Annotated in this window: 15 protein-coding genes; 7 read left to right on the forward strand and 8 right to left on the reverse strand. The window is 53.3% G+C overall.

Annotation, left to right across the window (positions count from 1 at the left end; genetic code table 11):
* The first annotated feature begins 2 nt into the window (after positions 1-2).
* From hisA to hisIE, 3 genes are read left to right on the forward strand one after another with little or no spacing between them, the layout of a single operon-like run.
* Positions 3-740, forward strand: coding sequence for a 1-(5-phosphoribosyl)-5-[(5-phosphoribosylamino)methylideneamino]imidazole-4-carboxamide isomerase (hisA, locus tag SB13_RS11190; RefSeq protein ID WP_026740437.1), 738 nt, complete (start codon positions 3-5; stop codon positions 738-740).
* The gene (gene hisF, locus SB13_RS11195) at positions 722-1498 is read left to right on the forward strand and encodes an imidazole glycerol phosphate synthase subunit HisF (protein ID WP_026740438.1); all 777 of its coding nucleotides are present in this window, start codon (positions 722-724) and stop codon (positions 1496-1498) included. The genes hisA and hisF overlap by 19 nt, the downstream gene beginning before the upstream one ends.
* On the forward strand, positions 1492-2106 hold the full coding sequence (gene hisIE / locus SB13_RS11200; RefSeq protein ID WP_026740439.1) for a bifunctional phosphoribosyl-AMP cyclohydrolase/phosphoribosyl-ATP diphosphatase HisIE: 615 nt from the start codon (positions 1492-1494) through the stop codon (positions 2104-2106). Before hisF ends, hisIE begins: the two co-directional genes overlap by 7 nt.
* An 828-nt stretch (positions 2107-2934) precedes the next feature.
* Here hisIE and ihfB read toward each other — a convergent pair.
* From ihfB to serC, 5 genes are all read right to left on the reverse strand, one after another.
* Positions 2935-3219, reverse strand: a complete 285-nt coding sequence (gene ihfB, locus SB13_RS11205) for an integration host factor subunit beta (protein ID WP_026740440.1) — start codon at positions 3217-3219, stop codon at positions 2935-2937.
* 88 nt (positions 3220-3307) lie between these two features.
* Positions 3308-4981: a 30S ribosomal protein S1 gene (gene rpsA, locus SB13_RS11210; protein ID WP_026740441.1), complete on the reverse strand. Its 1674-nt coding sequence runs from the start codon at positions 4979-4981 to the stop codon at positions 3308-3310.
* Between the two features lie 104 nt (positions 4982-5085).
* Positions 5086-5775, reverse strand: a complete 690-nt coding sequence (cmk, locus tag SB13_RS11215) for a (d)CMP kinase (protein ID WP_026740442.1) — start codon at positions 5773-5775, stop codon at positions 5086-5088.
* 185 nt (positions 5776-5960) lie between these two features.
* The gene (aroA, locus tag SB13_RS11220; RefSeq protein WP_026740443.1) at positions 5961-7250 is read right to left on the reverse strand and encodes a 3-phosphoshikimate 1-carboxyvinyltransferase; all 1290 of its coding nucleotides are present in this window, start codon (positions 7248-7250) and stop codon (positions 5961-5963) included.
* A gap of 90 nt (positions 7251-7340) precedes the next feature.
* On the reverse strand, positions 7341-8426 hold the full coding sequence (gene serC / locus SB13_RS11225) for a 3-phosphoserine/phosphohydroxythreonine transaminase (RefSeq protein WP_026740444.1): 1086 nt from the start codon (positions 8424-8426) through the stop codon (positions 7341-7343).
* A gap of 255 nt (positions 8427-8681) precedes the next feature.
* Here serC and ycaO point away from each other — a divergent pair, with 255 nt between their 5' ends.
* The 4 genes from ycaO to pflA all read left to right on the forward strand — a co-directional run bounded on the left by ycaO (position 8682) and on the right by pflA (position 15140).
* Positions 8682-10442 carry a 30S ribosomal protein S12 methylthiotransferase accessory factor YcaO gene (ycaO, locus tag SB13_RS11230; protein ID WP_026740445.1) on the forward strand — a complete coding sequence of 587 codons (1761 nt, stop codon included), beginning with the start codon at positions 8682-8684 and terminating at the stop codon, positions 10440-10442.
* Between the two features lie 522 nt (positions 10443-10964).
* Entirely contained in the window at positions 10965-11822 is an 858-nt protein-coding gene (gene focA, locus SB13_RS11235) for a formate transporter FocA (RefSeq protein ID WP_036150632.1), read from the forward strand.
* Positions 11823-11878: 56 nt separating this feature from the next.
* Positions 11879-14167, forward strand: coding sequence for a formate C-acetyltransferase (pflB, locus tag SB13_RS11240; protein WP_026740447.1), 2289 nt, complete (start codon positions 11879-11881; stop codon positions 14165-14167).
* A 232-nt stretch (positions 14168-14399) separates the two neighbouring features.
* Positions 14400-15140, forward strand: coding sequence for a pyruvate formate lyase 1-activating protein (gene pflA, locus SB13_RS11245; RefSeq protein ID WP_036150629.1), 741 nt, complete (start codon positions 14400-14402; stop codon positions 15138-15140).
* 49 nt (positions 15141-15189) lie between these two features.
* Here the strand turns inward: pflA and SB13_RS11250 are convergent, their stop codons facing one another.
* The 3 genes from SB13_RS11250 to SB13_RS11260 form a co-directional block, all read right to left on the reverse strand.
* Positions 15190-16344 carry an MFS transporter gene (locus SB13_RS11250; RefSeq protein ID WP_026740449.1) on the reverse strand — a complete coding sequence of 385 codons (1155 nt, stop codon included), beginning with the start codon at positions 16342-16344 and terminating at the stop codon, positions 15190-15192.
* Positions 16345-16657: 313 nt separating this feature from the next.
* Positions 16658-17953, reverse strand: a complete 1296-nt coding sequence (gene serS / locus SB13_RS11255) for a serine--tRNA ligase (protein ID WP_026740450.1) — start codon at positions 17951-17953, stop codon at positions 16658-16660.
* Positions 17954-18055: 102 nt separating this feature from the next.
* A complete protein-coding gene (locus SB13_RS11260) occupies positions 18056-19399 on the reverse strand; it encodes a replication-associated recombination protein A (RefSeq protein ID WP_026740451.1) in 1344 nt (447 codons plus the stop codon).
* Between the last annotated feature and the right edge of the window lie 7 nt (positions 19400-19406).

Genomic DNA, 19406 nt, shown 5'->3' on the forward strand with positions numbered 1-19406 from the left:
TCATGATTATTCCCGCTTTAGACTTGATCGACGGGCAGGTCGTCCGTTTGCATCAGGGCGATTATGGACAGCAGCGCCAATACGGCAGCGATCCGCTTCCTCGCCTGCAGGATTATCAGCAGCAAGGCGCGCAGGTGTTACATCTGGTTGATTTGACCGGCGCGAAAGATCCCGCCGCTCGCCAGATTCCCCTGCTGAAAACGCTATTGGCAGGCGTCTCCGTGCCGGTACAGGTCGGCGGCGGCATCCGCACCGAGCAGGACGTAGAAGCCCTGTTGGAAGCCGGCGCCCGCCGCGTCGTCATCGGCTCCACCGCCGTCAAAGATCCTGCGTTGGTGCAATCGTGGTTCTCGCGCTACGGCGCCGAGGCTTTGGTGCTGGCGCTGGACGTGCGTATTGATGCCGACGGCGTCAAAAATGTGGCGATCAGCGGCTGGCAGGAAAATTCTGGGATCACGCTGGAACAGACCGTCGAGCGCTATCTGCCGTTTGGTCTGCGTCACGTGTTATGCACCGATATTTCCCGCGACGGCACGCTGCAAGGATCTAACGTGGATCTTTATCGAGAGATCTGCCAGCAATACCCGCAGGNGGCGTTTCAAGCCTCCGGCGGCATCGGTTCGCTGGCGGATATCGACTCGTTGCGCGGCAGCGGTGTGCAAGGCGTCATCGTGGGTCGCGCCCTGCTGGAAGGAAAATTTAACGTAGCGGAGGCCATTGCATGCTGGCAAAACGGATAATTTCCTGTCTCGACGTTCGTGACGGGCAGGTGGTCAAAGGCGTTCAATTCCGCAACCATGAAATTATCGGTGATATCGTTCCTCTGGCGCAGCGCTATGCGCAAGAAGGTGCGGACGAACTGGTGTTCTACGATATTACGGCGTCTTCCGATGGCCGCGTTGTGGATAAAACCTGGGTCTCGCGCGTGGCGGAAGTGATCGATATCCCCTTCTGCGTGGCCGGCGGTATTAAAAGTCTGGAGGAAGCGGCTCAGATTCTGTCGTTCGGCGCGGATAAAATTTCCATCAACTCGCCGGCGCTAGCCGACCCGACGTTGATTTCCCGATTGGCCGACCGCTTCGGCGTTCAATGCATCGTGGTGGGGATTGATACCTGGCATGATGCCGACACCGGGCGTTATCATGTCAACCAATACACCGGCGACGAAAATCGCACCCGCGTCACGCAGTGGGAAACGCTGGACTGGGTTCAGGAAGTTCAGAAGCTCGGCGCAGGTGAAATTGTTCTCAACATGATGAACCAGGACGGAGTCCGCAACGGCTACGATTTAGAACAGCTGCGGCAGGTACGAGACGTCTGTCAGGTGCCATTGATCGCCTCCGGCGGCGCCGGTACTCGCGAGCATTTCCTGGAAGCATTTCAGAATGCACGCGTCGATGGCGCGCTGGCGGCATCGGTCTTTCATAAACAAATTATTAATATTGGTGAACTGAAACAGTTCCTCAAGCAACAAGGCGTGGAGATCCGGGTGTGTTAACCGAACAACAAAGAAGCCAGTTAGACTGGGAAAAAACCAACGGCATGCTGCCAGCTGTCGTACAACATGCTGTTTCCGGCGAAGTACTGATGCTGGGCTATATGAATGCGGAAGCGCTGCAGGCGACCGAAGAAACAGGAAAAGTAACCTTTTTCTCTCGCACCAAAAACCGACTTTGGACCAAAGGAGAGACCTCAGGCAATGTCCTGAACGTCGTCTCCATTACGCCGGACTGCGATAACGACACTCTGCTGGTTCTGGTCAATCCGGTTGGCCCTACCTGCCATACCGGCACAAGCAGCTGCTTCTCACCGGCCGCCAGTCAATGGCAGTTCCTGTTTGAGCTGGAACAGCTGCTGGCAAGCCGCAAGTCCGCCGATCCTGAGAGCTCCTACACCGCACGGCTCTATGCCAGCGGCACGAAGCGTATTGCGCAAAAAGTCGGCGAAGAGGGATTGGAGACCGCGCTGGCTGCAACCGTGCATGACAGGGAGGAGTTGACTAACGAAGCTTCCGATCTGATGTATCACCTGCTGGTACTGCTTCAGGATCAGGATTTGGATCTGGCAACCATTATCGGCCGTCTGCAACAACGTCATACCCAGTAATCGCCTCATGAACGTGGTCACCCTTGAGTTCACTGGGGTGGCCACATATTGAAACCCGAGTTCATACCCCCGCTGGCGTCCCCCGCCGCTGTCTAGTCGTCAACCAAACCGTGTTGATGCGCCTTATCATGCGCCCCGAGACTGACCTCGATGTTTCACCCCTGTCGCATATATTCAGGTTCACGGCATACAACATGTGCGTCATGCCCTGCTCATCAGCATTTCTAACGGCTGTTTAATGCTCAGGTCTACTTACCCTTCTCGCATCCTTTGATACCTCAAAAAAAACGCCGCATATCTTTTTTATGATGCCTCGGAACACTGCACCGACCTTTCTGCGCCGCCGCCACTTTCCTTTGATTTTTCCACTCTACGGTTCGCAAAAAGGAGCCACCCCACTACCACGCCGCCTGGCGTTGCCACTGCGGGTCATATCGCCTGAGTCTTCCTCGGGATACTTCTGACAATCAGTGATGACCAATAGATTCAACCAAGGCAATCGCACCTATTCCATGGCTAATTGAGAAGCAAACGTGCCGCCACGCATAGTCTTGCCGAGGCTCCGATTCACACAGACAAATTTCTAGCTAACCACCACACTAGAGAATTTTGCCTATGACGACTGAGTGGCTAACTGTTTTATTCACCCCGCATATAGCTATGTCCTGTTCGCCTGCATGCGCCTCAATTTTCATATCTTAGAGGCAAATTAGTTGGCCAAATCGCAGACAGAAAAAAGGCGCCCTTTATGGGGGCGCCTTTTAAAATTTCTTACTCAGCAGTCTGTTGCACGTGATACCGCGCAAGATGCTAATCTACCGCTGTCGTTCAGCCGTAGATATTTGCACGATCGCGCAGTTCCTTGCCAGGTTTGAAATGAGGAACATATTTACCTTCAAGTTCCACTTTCTCACCCGTCTTCGGGTTACGTCCAACACGCGGTGCACGGTAGTGAAGTGAGAAACTGCCGAACCCACGGATCTCAATACGATCGCCTTCTGCCAGCGTACTCGCCATCTGCTCGAGCATCTCTTTAACTGCATCCTCGACTAACTTGGCCGGGATATGAGATTGCTGTCCAGCAAGTCTTTCAATAAGCTCAGACTTGGTCATAGTTCCTCCAAGTATATGGTCAGATAACACCATAGTAACTTACTACCGTTTGAGACCGGGCGGCATACTGTCGCCCGGTCCACCGTGATTACTCGCCTTTAGCTGCTTTGAAAGCTTCAGCCATTGCATTGGAGAAGTTGCTTTCGTCCTGTTTGTTGTTAACAGAAGCGATTGCATCTTTCTCGTCAGCTTCGTCTTTAGCACGAACAGACAGGCTAACTACGCGGTTCTTACGGTCAACACCGGTGTACTTAGCTTCGACGGAATCGCCAACGCTCAGAACCAGAGTTGCGTCTTCAACGCGGTCACGCGCGGCTTCAGAAGCACGCAGGTAACCTTCAACGCCATCAGCTAATTCAACTGTAGCACCTTTGGCGTCAACGGCAGTAACTTTACCCGTAACAATCGCACCTTTCTTGTTCATAGACAGGTAGTTGTTGAACGGATCTTCAGCCAGCTGTTTAACGCCCAGGGAGATGCGCTCACGCTCTGCATCAACCTGCAGGACAACGGCAGCGATTTCGTCGCCTTTCTTGTACTCGCGAACAGCTTCTTCGCCAGCTACGTTCCAGGAGATGTCGGACAGGTGAACCAGACCGTCAATGCCGCCGTCCAGACCGATGAAGATACCGAAGTCAGTGATAGACTTGATCTTACCTTCTACGCGGTCACCCTTGTTGTGGGTTTCAGCGAACTGCTGCCACGGGTTGGATTTGCACTGTTTCAGGCCCAGGGAGATACGACGACGTTCTTCATCGATATCCAGAACCATAACTTCAACCACGTCGCCCACGTTAACCACTTTGGACGGATGGATGTTTTTGTTGGTCCAATCCATTTCGGAAACGTGAACCAGACCTTCAACGCCTTCTTCGATTTCAACGAAGCAGCCGTAGTCAGTCAGGTTGGTTACGCGACCGGTCAGACGAGTGCTTTCCGGGTAACGTTTAGCGATAGCAACCCAAGGATCTTCGCCCAGCTGTTTCAGACCCAGAGATACACGGGTACGTTCGCGGTCGAATTTCAGCACCTTGACATTGATTTCATCGCCAACGTTGACGATTTCGCTCGGATGCTTAACGCGTTTCCAAGCCATGTCAGTGATGTGCAGCAGGCCGTCAACGCCGCCCAGATCAACGAATGCACCGTAGTCAGTGAGGTTCTTAACGATACCTTTAACTTCCATGCCTTCCTGCAGGTTTTCCAGCAGCTGATCGCGCTCTGCGCTGTTTTCGGATTCGATAACTGCACGGCGGGAAACCACAACGTTGTTACGTTTCTGGTCCAGCTTGATCACTTTGAACTCAAGCTCTTTGCCTTCCAGGTGCAGCGTGTCGCGTACCGGACGCACGTCTACCAGGGAACCCGGCAGGAACGCACGAATACCGTTCAGCTCAACGGTGAAACCGCCTTTAACTTTACCGTTGATAACACCGGTAACAGTCGCAGCTTCTTCGTAAGCTTTTTCCAGCATCAGCCATGCTTCGTGACGCTTAGCTTTTTCACGGGACAGCAGCGTTTCGCCGAAGCCGTCTTCGACAGCGTCCAGTGCAACGTCAACTTCATCGCCAACCTGAATTTCAATTTCGCCCTGCGCGTTCTTGAACTGCTCAGCCGGGATGGCGGACTCAGATTTCAGACCGGCGTCAACCAGTACGACATCTTTGTCGATAGCAACAACAACACCGCGAACGATGGAACCCGGACGGGTTTCGATTTCTTTCAGGGATTCTTCAAAGAGTTGAGCAAAAGATTCAGTCATGTTGATAATCTTAGGGTTTCTTAATTTAACGTCCATCTGGCATCCTGCTCGATGGGGCTGTTTCACATACCTCGCTACGCATCCTTACAGCGAGGTGGGATTATTTATTGGTTTGCCGGACCCAGCTTTTGACTTACATAAGCCAGCGCCCTTTCAACCACTTCATCTAGCGACATCTCGGTCGAGTCCAGCACCAGAGCTTCCGGCGCCGGCACCAACGGTGCTACGGCTCGATTACGATCGCGATCGTCGCGTTCTTTAATCTCGGATAAAAGACGTTCAAAGTTAACACTAAAGCCCTTCGCCTGCAACTGCAGCATGCGGCGTTGTGCGCGCTCTTCCGCACTGGCGTCGAGAAAAATCTTCACGGCCGCATCGGGAAAGACGACGGTTCCCATATCCCGACCATCGGCAATCAAGCCAGGCGCCTCGCGAAAAGCGCGTTGACGCCGCAGTAACGCCTCACGTACACGGGGGAACGCGGCCGTCTGTGACGCCGTGTTGCCGACTTCTTCTGTGCGGATTTCCAGACTAACGTCTTCGCCTTCCAGCACCACTTTCAACTGCCCGTCTTCAGGAACAAAACGGACATCAAGGTGCGTCGCCAGCGGCACCAGCGCTTCTTCAGAGTGGATATCCACCTGGTGATGCAGCGCCGCGAGCGCCAGTACGCGATAGATAGCGCCGGAATCCAACAGATTCCAGTGCAACGCTTCCGCTAATGCCTTGCATAGCGTGCCTTTACCCGCGCCACTCGGCCCGTCAACCGTAATTACCGGTGCAGTCACCGCCATGTTCTTCTCCTTCACACAGGGAAAATCTTCGTGCCATTGTAGACAATAAAGTCAGCTATTATACGCCGACATAGCAATAAACATTAAATAAAAGACTTATACCTACTGAATATCCGGCGAGTTCTTATACAAATAGCGGATAAAACTGTTCAGGGAGGTGCGCATCCTCCCTGAAATCACAGGCATTAAGCAAACTGACTCAATCTTGCCAATTGCTCAAAGTAGTCGGGAAAGGTTTTCGCCGTGCATTTAGGGTCGAGGATCGTCACCGGCGTGTCAGATAATGCCAATAACGAGAAACACATCGCCATGCGGTGATCGTTATACGTACCGATTTCAGCTGACGTCAGCTGTTTCGGCGGAGTGATGCGGATATAGTCATGCCCTTCTTCTACTTCCGCGCCCGCTTTACGCAGCTCGGTTGCCATCGCGGCTAAACGATCGGTCTCCTTAACGCGCCAGTTGTAGATATTGCGCAGCGTGGTAGTGCCTCCCTCTGCAAACATGGCCGCAGTAGCGATGGTCATGGCCGCGTCGGGAATATGGTTCATGTCCATGTCGATGGCGTGCAGCACGTTACGCTCGCATTCGATGTAGTCATCGCCCCAACGAATAATCGCGCCCATTTTTTCCAGCACATCGGCAAAGCGCACATCGCCTTGAACGCTGTTACGACCTACGCCGGTTACTCGCACCACCCCGCCCCGGATAGCGCCCGCAGCCAGGAAATAAGATGCAGAGGACGCGTCTCCTTCGACTAAATAATCGCCCGGCGAGCGATAGCGCTGCCGCCCCGCGATTTGGAACGTCTGATACCCTTTGTTTTCAACGAAAATGCCGAACGTTTCCATCATATGCAAGGTGATGTCGATGTACGGTTTGGACACCAAGTCGCCCTTGATGCTGATGCGCGTGTCTTTAGGCGCCAGCGGGGACATCATCAGCAACGCCGTCAGGAATTGACTGGAGACGCTTCCATCCACGGTGATATCACCGCCCTGGAAACCACCGTGCAAACGCAGCGGAGGATAGTTTTCCTGCTCCAGATAGTCGATCCGCGCGCCGCCCTGACGCAATGAGTCGACCAGGTGACCGATAGGACGCTCTTTCATACGCGGTTCACCCGTCAGGACGACATCCCCTTCCGTCAAGCACAGCGCGGCAGCCAGTGGACGCATCGCGGTTCCGGCATTTCCCAGGAACAATTCAATCGGCTCGCTGACGTGAAACGGATGGCCTAGCCCCACGATATCGCACTGAGTCCGGTCTGCGGACAATTGATAGCTGACGCCCAGCGCCTTGAGAGCGTTCAACATGTGGCGAACATCGTCGCTATCCAGCAGATTGGTTAAGCGCGTCGTGCCTTCCGCCAACGCCGCCAGCAGCAGCGCGCGGTTGGATACGCTTTTCGAGCCAGGCAGATTGATCGTGCCGTTGACGCGTTTTACGGGTTGTAGGGTCAGGGATTCCTGCATGTGAATTGTTGTCTCCAAAATAGTGATATAAAAAACCCGGCATCGGACCGGGCTTTTAAATAGGGCGACCACGGCCGCATGATACGGCGATCAGCCGTGGCGACGTTCGAAGTCAGCCATAAACTCGGTCAGGGCCTTCACACCTTCCAGGGGCATCGCATTATAGATGGATGCACGCATGCCGCCAACGGCCCGGTGCCCTTTCAACGCATGCAGGCCAGCGCTCTGCGCTTCCTGCAGGAATACGCTGTCCAGCGCGGCATCCGCCAGCAGGAAAGGCACATTCATGCGGGAGCGGTTGGATGCCGCTACATCGTTGCTGTAGAAATCACTGCGATCGATGGCGGAGTAAAGCAGCTCGGCCTTGGCCTGATTTTTCTTCTCCATCTCGACCAGCCCGCCCTGCGCTTTAAGCCATTTGAACACCAGCCCGGAGAGATACCAGGCAAATGTCGGCGGCGTATTGTACATGGAATCGTTGTCGGCCAGAATTTTGTAATCCAGCATAGACGGTAATTCCCGGCGGGATTTACCCAGCAAGTCGTCACGTACAATCACCAGCGTCAGGCCAGCAGGACCGATGTTTTTCTGTGCGCCGGCATAGATTACGCCGTAGCGAGCGACATCAATGGCGCGGGACAGAATGCTTGAGGAGTAGTCGGCCACCACAACTTTGTCGCCGAATTCAGGCTGCTCTTCGATGGCCATGCCGTCGATGGTTTCATTCGGGCAGTAATGAACAAATGCGGCATCGTCCGACAGCGCCCACTCGCGCATTGGTTTTACTGCCCGCAGGCCATCCACACGCGTTTTCACGTCGATGACGTTGGGCGTGCCATATTTCTGCGCTTCATTAATGGCGCTGTGAGCCCAATAACCGCCGTCGATATAGTCAGCTTTGTTATTGTCGCCCAACAGGTTCATCGGCACCGCCGCAAATTGCGCACGCGCCCCGCCGTGGCAGAAAAGGACTTTATAGTTGGAGGGGATATTGAGGAGATCGCGCAGATCCTGTTCTGACTCAGTAGCGACCCGGATAAATTCTTTGCTGCGATGGCTGATTTCCATCACTGACGTCCCCAGCCCCTGCCAGTTACACAATTCCTGTTGCGCTTGACGCAATACATCGGTCGGCAGCATCGCCGGACCGGCGCTAAAATTAAAAACCTGAGTCATTTCCCCTCACCACACTCTGTCTAAAATATAAAAAAAATGGCGACCTGAGTCGTCGCTGGTTTTGCTTGGTTATTGGTTTTATCACTCGTTATTCGCGCCTGCAACGCTTATTCACCCCGGTTGCCGAAAACGTTGCCAACCAAGAGCCAACGCCGTCCTTCCACCTGTTGCCCGCCTGTTACAGAGAATAAATAGAGTCGGCGCATAAAAGTCCGTATCATGCCTTTTTTGCAAAAAAACAACCGAGTGAGCAACATGACCCAAACGTTTATCCCAGGCAAAGACGCCGCCCTGGAAGACTCCATCGCCCGTTTTCAACGACAGCTCCAAGACCTGGGGTTCAACATCGAAGAAGCCTCATGGCTGAATCCGGTGCCTAACGTCTGGTCTGTCCATATCCGCGACCGTGATTGCGCGTTATGCTTTACCAACGGTAAAGGCGCAACGAAAAAAGCGGCATTGGCTTCCGCACTTGGCGAATATTTCGAGCGTCTGTCCACCAACTACTTCTTCGCCGATTTCTATCTGGGCCAAACCATCGCTCACGGCGACTTCGTCCATTACCCGGACGAAAAATGGTTCGCCCTGCCAGAGGACGATACGCTGCCCGTCGGCATCCTCGATGAGCGGCTGCACGCGTTCTACAATCCTGAACAGGAACTGGCCGCGAGCGATCTGATCGATCTGCAGTCCGGCAACGCCGAACGCGGAATCTGCGCGCTGCCTTTCACGCGCCAGTCCGATCTACAGACGGTTTATATTCCGGTCAACATTATCGGCAATCTTTATGTTTCTAACGGGATGTCCGCTGGTAACAGCGCTAACGAAGCGCGCGTTCAGGGACTGTCCGAAGTGTTCGAGCGCTATGTTAAGAACAGAATCATCGCGGAAGCCATTAGCCTGCCGAAAATTCCAGCGGATGTGCTGTCTCGCTATCCCGGCGTCGTCGAAGCCATCACCACACTAGAACAGGAAGGCTTTCCAATTTTCGCCTTTGACGCCTCTCTGGGCGGGAAGTACCCGGTGATCTGCGTGGTGTTGTTCAACCCGGCCAATGGCACTTGCTTCGCTTCATTCGGCGCGCACCCTGACTTCGGCGTCGCACTGGAGCGCACCGTGACGGAGCTATTGCAGGGACGCGGGCTGAAAGATCTGGATGTCTTTACCCCGCCGACGTTCGACAATGATGAAGTCGCCGAACACACAAACTTGGAGACGCACTTTATCGACTCCAGCGGTTTGATCTCCTGGGATCTTTTCAAAGACGAGTCCGATTACGCCTTTAGCGACTGGGATTTCAGCGGTACGACCGAGCAGGAATTCGCGACGCTGATGGACATCTTCCGCACGGAAGACGCAGAGGTGTATATCGCTGATTATGAGCATCTCTCGGTTTACGCCTGCCGTATTTTGGTGCCGGGCATGTCCGACATTTATCCTGCCGAAGACCTGTTGCTGGCCAACAACAGCATGGGGGCGCACCTGCGCGAAACCTTGCTGGCTTTACCTGACAGCCAATTTGAACAGGAAGAGTATCTGGCGCTATTGCAACAACTCGACGACGAAGGGCTGGACGACTTCACCCGCGTACGCGAACTGTTAGGTATCGCGACCGGCAAAGACAACGGCTGGTTCACGCTGCGTGTCGGTGAACTTAAATCCATGCTGGCCTTGGCGGGCGGCGATCTGGAACAGGCGCTAAGCTGGGTCGAGTGGTCCCAGGACTTCAACCAGTCCGTCTTCAGTCATGAACACAGCAACTACTATCGCTGCCTGCAGACCCTGCTGGAATTGGCGCTGGAACCGGAAAGAGAGGCTGCGCAGTATTACGATGCGTTGGTCAAGATGTACGGCCAAAATATTGTTGAAGAAGCCAGCGCGGCCATCGCAGGCGAATCCTGCTTCTACAAGCTGTTCTCTGTCGATGCTTCTCTGACCGCTTTGCCCGCTCACCAGTCTCTGCTGGCGGCCTATGAAAAGCTGCAACAGGCCAAACGTAAGCACTGGCAATCCTAACCCTCCTATCAATACGGCAAGCTTGTGCTTGCCGTATCTCACCATGATCCCGTTTTTTATTAGTGGGGTATATATTTACACGCTGATGGATTCCCATCGCTGCGACAATGCTTTACACTCCCCGCGGCTGTTCGCCCCCGGTTTCCGTTTTTCGTCAGCCTATATGATTCCAGACTAAATTTAGGGTTATTTTTTCCTAACACCTTAATTTAATTATGGATATTAATTTCGATGTTACTACTTGGTTAAGTTTCGACTAGTGGCGATGAGTTTAACCGCTATAATTATAATATAAGTGCCGTTTTTTAATAAAAAACACCTATTACAGCGCTTCCGCTTAAACGTTTTCTATATTTTTTAAAAAATATTTTTTCGTTAAAATTCATTCGGTTAACCTAAATATTGTCTCATTTTGGATGGTCCAAGACCTATCAAGTACCCGCCATTATGATCCATATCAAATTTCGCATTAATGTGCTTTGTTAATATCACTGCGCTGATAAACTTTAAGAGAGAGTTAGTGTGAAAGCTGACAACCCCTTTACTCTGCTACTACCGGCAGCAATGGCAAAAGTTGCGGAAGATGCAGGTGTCTATAAAGCGACAAAAAAACCGCTTACTACATTTTCCCTCGCGATATGTGCGGGAGTTTTCATCTCCATCGCATTTGTCTTCTACATCACTGCCACGACAGGGTCAGCCTCTATGCCTTTCGGCATGGCCAAGCTGGTCGGCGGTATCTGCTTCTCTCTGGGGCTGATGCTGGTGGTGGTGTGTGGCGCTGATTTATTTACGTCCACCGTATTGATTCTTGTGGCTAAGGCCAGCGACCGCATTACCTGGCGTCAGTTAGGCTGTAACTGGGTGAACGTCTATTTTGGGAACCTGGTGGGAGCGCTGATTTTTGTCGCGCTGATTTGGTTCTCGGGCGAGCACATGGTCGCTAACGGCGCATGGGGCTTGAATGTTTTGCAGACAGCGAATCACAAGCTGGAGCACACGTTCACTGAAGCGCTGAGCCTCGGCATTCTGGCAAATCTGATGGTCTGTCTGGCCGTCTGGATGAGTTACTCCGGCCGTACCCTGCTCGACAAATGTCTGGTCATGGTTTTGCCGGTAGCCATGTTCGTGGCCAGCGGCTTTGAGCATAGCATTGCAAACATGTTCATGATTCCCATGGGTATTGTGATTAAAAACTTCGCTTCGGAAGAGTTCTGGCATGCCATCGGGATGGCGCCGAGCCAATTCGAACACCTGACCATCCACAATTTTATCGTCGATAATCTGATCCCGGTCACTATCGGCAACATCATTGGGGGCGGGTTGTTGGTAGGCTTAACTTATTGGGTTATTTATTTGCGCGGTGGAAACAAGCACTAGGGTGTTATCGGCCGCAACATCGGGTTTTAAAAATCCATATAAAAGGTAGGTGTAAAATGACCGATCTGAATGAAAAATTAGCCAACGCATGGCATGGTTTTAGCAAAGGTGAATGGCAGAATGAAGTCAATGTTCGCGACTTCATCCAGAAAAACTACACGCCGTATGAAGGCGATGAGTCTTTCCTGGCGGGCGCTACTCCTGCGACCAGCGCACTGTGGGATAAAGTCATGGAAGGCATCAAACAGGAAAACCGCACTCATGCGCCTGTTGATTTCGATACCGATCTTGCTGCCACCATTACCTCGCATGATGCGGGCTACATCGATAACAACCTTGAAAAAGTGGTTGGTCTGCAAACTGATGCTCCGCTGAAACGCGCGCTTATCCCCTTCGGCGGCATCAAGATGGTTGAAGGTTCTTGCAAAGCGTATAACCGCGAGCTGGATCCGGAACTGAAAAAAATCTTCACCGAATACCGCAAAACTCACAACCAGGGCGTGTTTGACGTTTATACCCCGGACATCCTGCGTTGCCGTAAATCCGGTGTTCTGACCGGTCTGCCGGATGCGTATGGCCGTGGCCGTATCATCGGTGACTACCGTCGCGTTGCGCTGTACGGTATCGACTACCTGATGAAAGAGAAATTCGCACAGTTCAGCTCTCTGCAGAGCAAACTGGAAAACGGCGAAGATCTGGAAGCAACTATCCGTCTGCGTGAAGAAATCGCTGAACAGCATCGCGCTCTGGGACAGATCAAAGAAATGGCAGCCAAATATGGTTGCGATATCTCTGCTCCGGCAACGACCGCTCAGGAAGCCGTTCAGTGGACCTACTTCGGTTACCTGGCTGCCGTTAAGTCTCAGAACGGCGCCGCGATGTCCTTCGGTCGTGTTTCTACCTTCCTGGATATCTTCATCGAACGTGACCTGAAAGCGGGCAAAATCACTGAACAGGACGCTCAGGAACTGATCGACCACCTGGTCATGAAACTGCGTATGGTTCGCTTCCTGCGTACCCCTGAATACGATGAGCTGTTCTCCGGCGACCCGATCTGGGCGACTGAATCTCTGGCCGGTATGGGCCTGGATGGCCGTACGCTGGTCACCAAAACCAGCTTCCGTTTCCTGAACACCCTGTACACCATGGGGCCGTCTCCGGAACCGAACATGACCATCCTGTGGTCTGAAAAACTGCCGTCAAACTTCAAAAAATACGCGGCTAAAGTCTCCATCGATACCTCTTCTCTGCAGTATGAGAATGATGATCTGATGCGCCCTGACTTTGACAATGACGACTACGCCATTGCCTGTTGCGTTAGCCCGATGGTTGTGGGCAAACAAATGCAGTTCTTCGGCGCTCGTGCCAACCTGGCGAAAACCATGCTGTATGCTATCAACGGCGGTATGGACGAAAAAATGAAGATGCAGGTAGGCCCGAAATCTGCACCGATCATGAGCGAAACCCTGAACTTCGACGAAGTCATGGAACGCATGGATCACTTCATGGACTGGCTGGCTAAACAGTACGTCACCGCGCTGAACATCATTCACTACATGCATGACAAGTACAGCTACGAAGCCTCTCTGATGGCGCTGCACGACCGTGATGTGTATCGCACCATGGCATGCGGCATCGCCGGTCTGTCTGTTGCGGCTGACTCCCTGTCCGCCATCAAATACGCCAAAGTGAAACCAGTCCGTGACGAAGACGGCTTGGCTATCGACTTTGACATCGAAGGCGAATACCCGCAGTTCGGTAACAACGACCCGCGTGTTGATGACTTGGCCTGTGACCTGGTTGAACGCTTCATGAAGAAAATTCAGAAGCTGAACACTTACCGCAATGCAGTACCGACTCAGTCAGTACTGACCATCACGTCCAACGTGGTATACGGTAAGAAAACCGGTAACACTCCGGATGGTCGTCGCGCTGGCGCGCCGTTCGGACCAGGTGCTAACCCGATGCACGGCCGTGATCAGAAAGGGGCTGTAGCCTCTCTGACCTCTGTCGCTAAACTGCCGTTTGCTTACGCGAAAGATGGTATTTCTTACACCTTCTCTATCGTGCCGAACGCTCTGGGTAAAGACGACGATGTTCGTAAAGCCAACCTGGCCGGCCTGATGGACGGTTACTTCCACCACGAAGCATCCAACAACGTAGAAGGTGGTCAGCACCTGAACGTGAACGTGATGAACCGTGAAATGTTGCTCGACGCCATGGAAAACCCGGAAAAATATCCGCAGTTGACCATCCGTGTTTCTGGTTACGCAGTGCGCTTTAACTCGCTGACCAAAGAACAGCAGCAGGACGTGATTACGCGTACTTTCACGCAGTCCATCTGATTATCATGTCTGCCTGAAAAGGCGTAAAATAAAGGCTCCACTCTGTGGGGCCTTTTTTCACCGCTTCGCCGGAGTATCCAGAGCCTGTTTTGTCAGCCCGCTGTGACCGTTTATCTGAGGGCTGCCAAAACAGATTCGACGCAGCGTCATCATGATGTATTCCATACACAATGACGTCATTCTGCGCCCCAGCTGGCCGCTATTGTTCGGCCCAACCCGGAGAAACCTCGCAATGTCAGTAATTGGTCGTATTCACTCTTTCGAATCCTGTGGAACCGTCGACGGTCCAGGCATTCGCTTCATCGTCTTCTTCCAGGGATGTTTGATGCGCTGTCTCTACTGCCACAACCGTGACACCTGGGATACCCACGGCGGCAAAGAGATTACGGTAGAAGAGCTGATGAAAGAGGTGGTCACCTATCGTCATTACATGAATGCTTCCGGCGGCGGCGTGACGGCCTCCGGTGGAGAAGCCATTCTGCAAGCGGAATTCGTTCGCGATTGGTTCCGCGCCTGTCAGGAACAGGGGATTAACACCTGTCTCGATACCAATGGATTTGTTCGCCGTTATGATCCGGTTATCGACGAACTGCTGGATGCCACCGATTTGGTGATGCTGGATTTGAAACAGCTTGACGATACCATCCACCAAAATCTGGTCGGCGTTTCCAATCATCGTACGCTGGAATTCGCACGCTACCTCGCCAAACGTAACCAGAGAACATGGATTCGATATGTGGTCGTGCCCGGTTGGTCCGACGACGACAAGTCAGCGCATATGCTGGGGGAATTCACCCAAGAGATGGGCAATATCGAGAAGATCGAACTCCTGCCCTACCACGAATTGGGTAAACACAAATGGGTCGCTATGGGTGAGGAATACCAGTTAGATGGCGTTAAACCACCGAAGGCCGAAACGATGAACCGCGTTAAATCCATTCTTGAAAGCTACGGCCACCACGTCGCTTATTGAACCTTTATCGCAAGCCGGTCAGCCTATGACCGGCTTATTGATTTAAACATCAAGCCGCTGCCAGTGGATTGGGATGTTGATGATTGGCCTTTCTTAGCAGCATGACCAGATAACAGAAAGCAATGGCGCCAATCAGGACGAACAGCAATTTATCGGAGTATGACTGCATCAGCATCGCCGCCAAACTCGGTCCCGTCAGACTGCCAATCGTGTAGCTCAGCAACAATGCCTGATTCATCGCCACCAACTCTCCCGCCACCACTTTCTCACAGGCCCAAGACATAGCCACAGGATAGAGCGTAAATGCCGCGCAACCCAGAATGAATAACGCCGGCACCATCGCATAGCGACTGAAGCCCAGCATCATGATACAGCCGATAATCACCGCGAACACCAGCACTCTCAGCACCATCAGACGACCATAGCGATCCGCCATTTTGCCTACCGGCCATTGTCCAAAAATACCGGCGCTAATCAGCAATGCCATCCAGTAACCGACCTGAGCGTCACTCATTCCCTGATGGGCAAGATAGAGCGGCATCAGACCATACATTGATCCCAAGATGATGCCGGAAATTACACAGCCGTTAATGCCTAAACGGGCCGCACGGTAACGTAACATCTGCCAGACATTCACCTTGTGCGTCATGATTTGTGGCGGGGAAAGGCGGGCAAACAGCATCGGTAATACGCTGAGTACGACCAGCGTCACAGCCCACGGCAAAACGCTGAACACATCGGTTTGGACCATGCTCAGCAGGAGTTGACCCACGACGCTCCCCAGATAATACGCCATCATGTACGCCGCCAGCAGTTGCCCACGGTGAGTGGCGTGACCGCTGCAAAGCAGCGCGCTTTCCACGACAACCCATATTAAGGCGCAACCCACGCCCGCAATGAAGCGCCACAACAACCAGCTCCAGAAATCGACCGACAATGCTAAGGCTGCGGTGGCGATAGCCAGCAGGATTGCGGCGAGGTAATAAGAGCGGTTAAATCCAAAACGGTGGATCAAGGCTCCGGCCAACAACGTGCCAATCAGGTTGCCACTGAAGTAAGAGGAACCCACTAGCCCGACTTGCCATACAGACAGCTGTTGAGCATTCAACCAAAGGGGAACGAGCGTATTGAGCACAGCAATGCAGACCGTTAGCAGCAGGAGACCGCTAAGCAGCAAAATGACCGGGCGCGTATAGGTGAACATGGGTCGACGACCATGAGAGAAGATATTTTGCGCGCATCATGCCACCGGCAAAGTTAAAGTCAATCTGTGTTGAGAGAGTGACCGCACGATTTGTTCATGGCCTTATACAGCGTGGGCCCATCACGCCTTATCGAATCTCGGCTGGCGGTATTTTTTAAGGTAATAGGCCTTTCCTATGCCCCATGACCGTGGACGTCAGACTGGGTCTTACTACAAGTCTTATTACGGGAGCCACCACCCCACATTGTTGGAAACGCGCAACTTCAGGCATAAAAAAAGCGCCCCTGAGAGCGCTTTTCTGAGCTAAAACTGCTTAGCCGATAAATTCCAGTCCGTTCATATAAGGACGCAGCACTTCCGGCACTTCAATGCGGCCATCAGCCTGCTGATAGTTTTCCATCACGGCGACAAGCGCACGCCCTACGGCCAGACCAGAGCCGTTCAGTGTGTGAACCAGACGGGGTTTCTTCTCACCTTTGCTGCGGCAGCGAGCCTGCATGCGACGCGCCTGGAAATCCCACATGTTGGAGCACGAAGAGATTTCACGATAGGNGTTCTGCGCAGGCAGCCACACTTCCAGATCGTAGGTCTTGCAGGAGCCGAAGCCCATATCGCCCGTGCACAGCAGGACTTTACGATAAGGCAGTTTCAGCAGTTGCAGGATTTTTTCCGCGTGTCCGGTCAACTCTTCCAACGCCTGCATGGAGTCTTCCGGGCGCACAATCTGCACCATTTCGACTTTGTCGAACTGATGAACGCGAATCAGACCGCGCGTATCACGTCCGTAGGAACCCGCTTCAGATCGGAAGCACGGCGTATGCGCCGTCATTTTGATCGGTAAGGACTCTTCATCCAGGATCTCGTTACGCACCAGATTGGTCAGCGGCACTTCCGCCGTCGGGATCAAAGCATAATTGCTGCTATCCGCTTCTTCGGACAACGGCTTGGTATGGAACAGATCTTCCCCGAACTTAGGCAGCTGCCCGGTACCATACAGAGAGTCCTGATTAACCAGATACGGGACATAGGCTTCCAGGTAACCATGCTGCTCGGTATGCTGGTCCAGCATGAATTGAGCCAGCGCGCGGTGCATACGCGCAATCTGTCCGCGCATAACAGAGAAGCGTGAACCGGTCAGCTTCACGCCGTCGGCCATGCTCAAGCCATTGTTGAGCTCGCCCAGATCGACGTGATCGCGAGGTTCAAAGTCCAACTGACGCGGCTCGCCCCAGCGGCTGATTTCCTGATTTTCGGTCTCGTCTTTGCCCAACGGCACGCAGTCATCTGGCAAATTCGGGATCGTCAAAGACAGTTCGCGAATCGCGTTCTGAAGTTGATCGAGTTCTTTTTTCGCAGATTCCAGCTTCTCACCCAATGCGTTAACTTCACGGCGCAGCGGTTCAATGTCTTCACCACGTGCTTTAGCCGCGCCGATCTCTTTCGATCGGGAGTTACGTTCTGCCAGCAAACTTTCCGTTTCGACCTGTAGCGTTTTGCGACGCGCTTCTTGTGCGCGCAGCGCCTCAACGTCCAGAGTAAAACCTCGACGAGCCAGTAGTTTTTCGGCAACTGCGTCTAGCTCATTACGCAGTAAATTGGGATCAAGCATGCTAGTCCTGTGCTTTTTATTGATGGAAGAGATATAACAGCGGGCCTGCAAAGGTCCCTGTAGCAGAAAATTATCGGCTGTAACCTTACCGCAACGGGTAGGCTAGCGGTAGCGTTTTGTCGGGCTATTTTGATCCTGAGAGGCCAGCCAGGCGAGCTTTTCACCGATCTTCCCCTCTAAGCCGCGAGAGGTTGGATGATAATACTGCGTAGCCGCCATTTCCGAGGGAAAATAGTTCTCACCTGCCGCATAACCATTGGGTTCATCGTGTGCATAGCGATACTCGGCACCAAGCCCCATCTCTTTCATGAGCGCGGTGGGCGCATTGCGTAAATGGTCAGGCACATCGAAATCCGGCTTTTCACGAGCATCGCGCATGGCCGCCTTGAATGCCGTATAGACGGCATTGCTTTTCGGCGCGCAGGCCAGATAGACGATAGCCTGAGCGATCGCCCTCTCCCCTTCGGCCGGTCCCACGCGGGTAAAGCAGTCCCACGCGGCAATCGCGACCTGCATACCGCGAGGGTCGGCATTACCCACATCTTCCGATGCGATCGCCAGCAACCGCCGGGCGACATACAGCGGATCGCCGCCCGCCGTGATAATTCGGGCATACCAGTAAAGCGCCGCATCCGGCGCGGAGCCCCGCACTGACTTATGCAATGCGGAGATGAGGTCGTAATAGCGGTCGCCTTTGTTATCAAAACGGGCGCTGCGTTCACCCGCAACCTCGTTAAGCAAATCGGGTGTCAGATGACGCTCACCGGCGGCGTCGACTTCCGCCATATCCGACATCATTTCCAACAAATTCAAAGCGCGCCGGGCATCTCCGCTCACCAGTTCAGACAGGAGGCGTCTCGTCTCGTCCGGCAAGACGATATGCTGTTTACCCAGTCCACGCTCGCTATCCTGCAGCGCTTGCGTCAAGACCACTTCGATATCCTCCGCCGTCAGCGCTTTTAATAAATAGACGCGGGCGCGGGATAACAATGCCGAATTCAGCTCGAACGACGGGTTCTCGGTGGTCGCGCCGATGAAGGTGATCGTACCGTCCTCGATATGAGGGAGAAAAGCATCCTGTTGGCTTTTATTGAACCGGTGTACTTCGTCCACGAAAAGGATGGTCCGGCGCCCAGCATCACGATTATGCCGCGCGCGCTCAATCGCTTCGCGAATTTCCTTGATGCCTGACGTCACTGCCGAAATACGCTCTACATCGGCATCCCCGTAACGACCGATTAATTCCGCCAGCGTGGTTTTTCCTGTTCCCGGAGGACCCCACAGAATCATCGAGTGAAGCTGGCCGGACTCAATCGCGCGCGGCAACGGTTTGCCCGGCCCAAGTAAATGCTGCTGACCGATATACTGCGCTAACGTGACTGGCCGCATACGCGCGGCCAGGGGCTGAAATTCATTCTGGGAAAAGTCGAGTGACAGATTACTCACAGACGCC

It is taken from the genome of Lonsdalea quercina subsp. quercina, from assembly GCF_000688695.1.
GTDB lineage: Bacteria > Pseudomonadota > Gammaproteobacteria > Enterobacterales > Enterobacteriaceae > Lonsdalea > Lonsdalea quercina_D.

Excerpts from the sequence above, each read along its gene's own strand:
- pflB (WP_026740447.1), top strand. The coding sequence starts at position 11,879 with ATGACCGATCTGAATGAAAAATTAGCCAACGCATGGCATGGTTTTAGC.
- SB13_RS11250 (WP_026740449.1), bottom strand. The coding sequence starts at position 16,344 with ATGTTCACCTATACGCGCCCGGTCATTTTGCTGCTTAGCGGTCTCCTG.
- rpsA (WP_026740441.1), bottom strand. The coding sequence starts at position 4,981 with ATGACTGAATCTTTTGCTCAACTCTTTGAAGAATCCCTGAAAGAAATC.
- ihfB (WP_026740440.1), bottom strand. The coding sequence starts at position 3,219 with ATGACCAAGTCTGAGCTTATTGAAAGACTTGCTGGACAGCAATCTCAT.
- hisF (WP_026740438.1), top strand. The coding sequence starts at position 722 with ATGCTGGCAAAACGGATAATTTCCTGTCTCGACGTTCGTGACGGGCAG.
- pflA (WP_036150629.1), top strand. The coding sequence starts at position 14,400 with ATGTCAGTAATTGGTCGTATTCACTCTTTCGAATCCTGTGGAACCGTC.
- aroA (WP_026740443.1), bottom strand. The coding sequence starts at position 7,250 with ATGCAGGAATCCCTGACCCTACAACCCGTAAAACGCGTCAACGGCACG.
- cmk (WP_026740442.1), bottom strand. The coding sequence starts at position 5,775 with ATGGCGGTGACTGCACCGGTAATTACGGTTGACGGGCCGAGTGGCGCG.
- serC (WP_026740444.1), bottom strand. The coding sequence starts at position 8,426 with ATGACTCAGGTTTTTAATTTTAGCGCCGGTCCGGCGATGCTGCCGACC.
- ycaO (WP_026740445.1), top strand. The coding sequence starts at position 8,682 with ATGACCCAAACGTTTATCCCAGGCAAAGACGCCGCCCTGGAAGACTCC.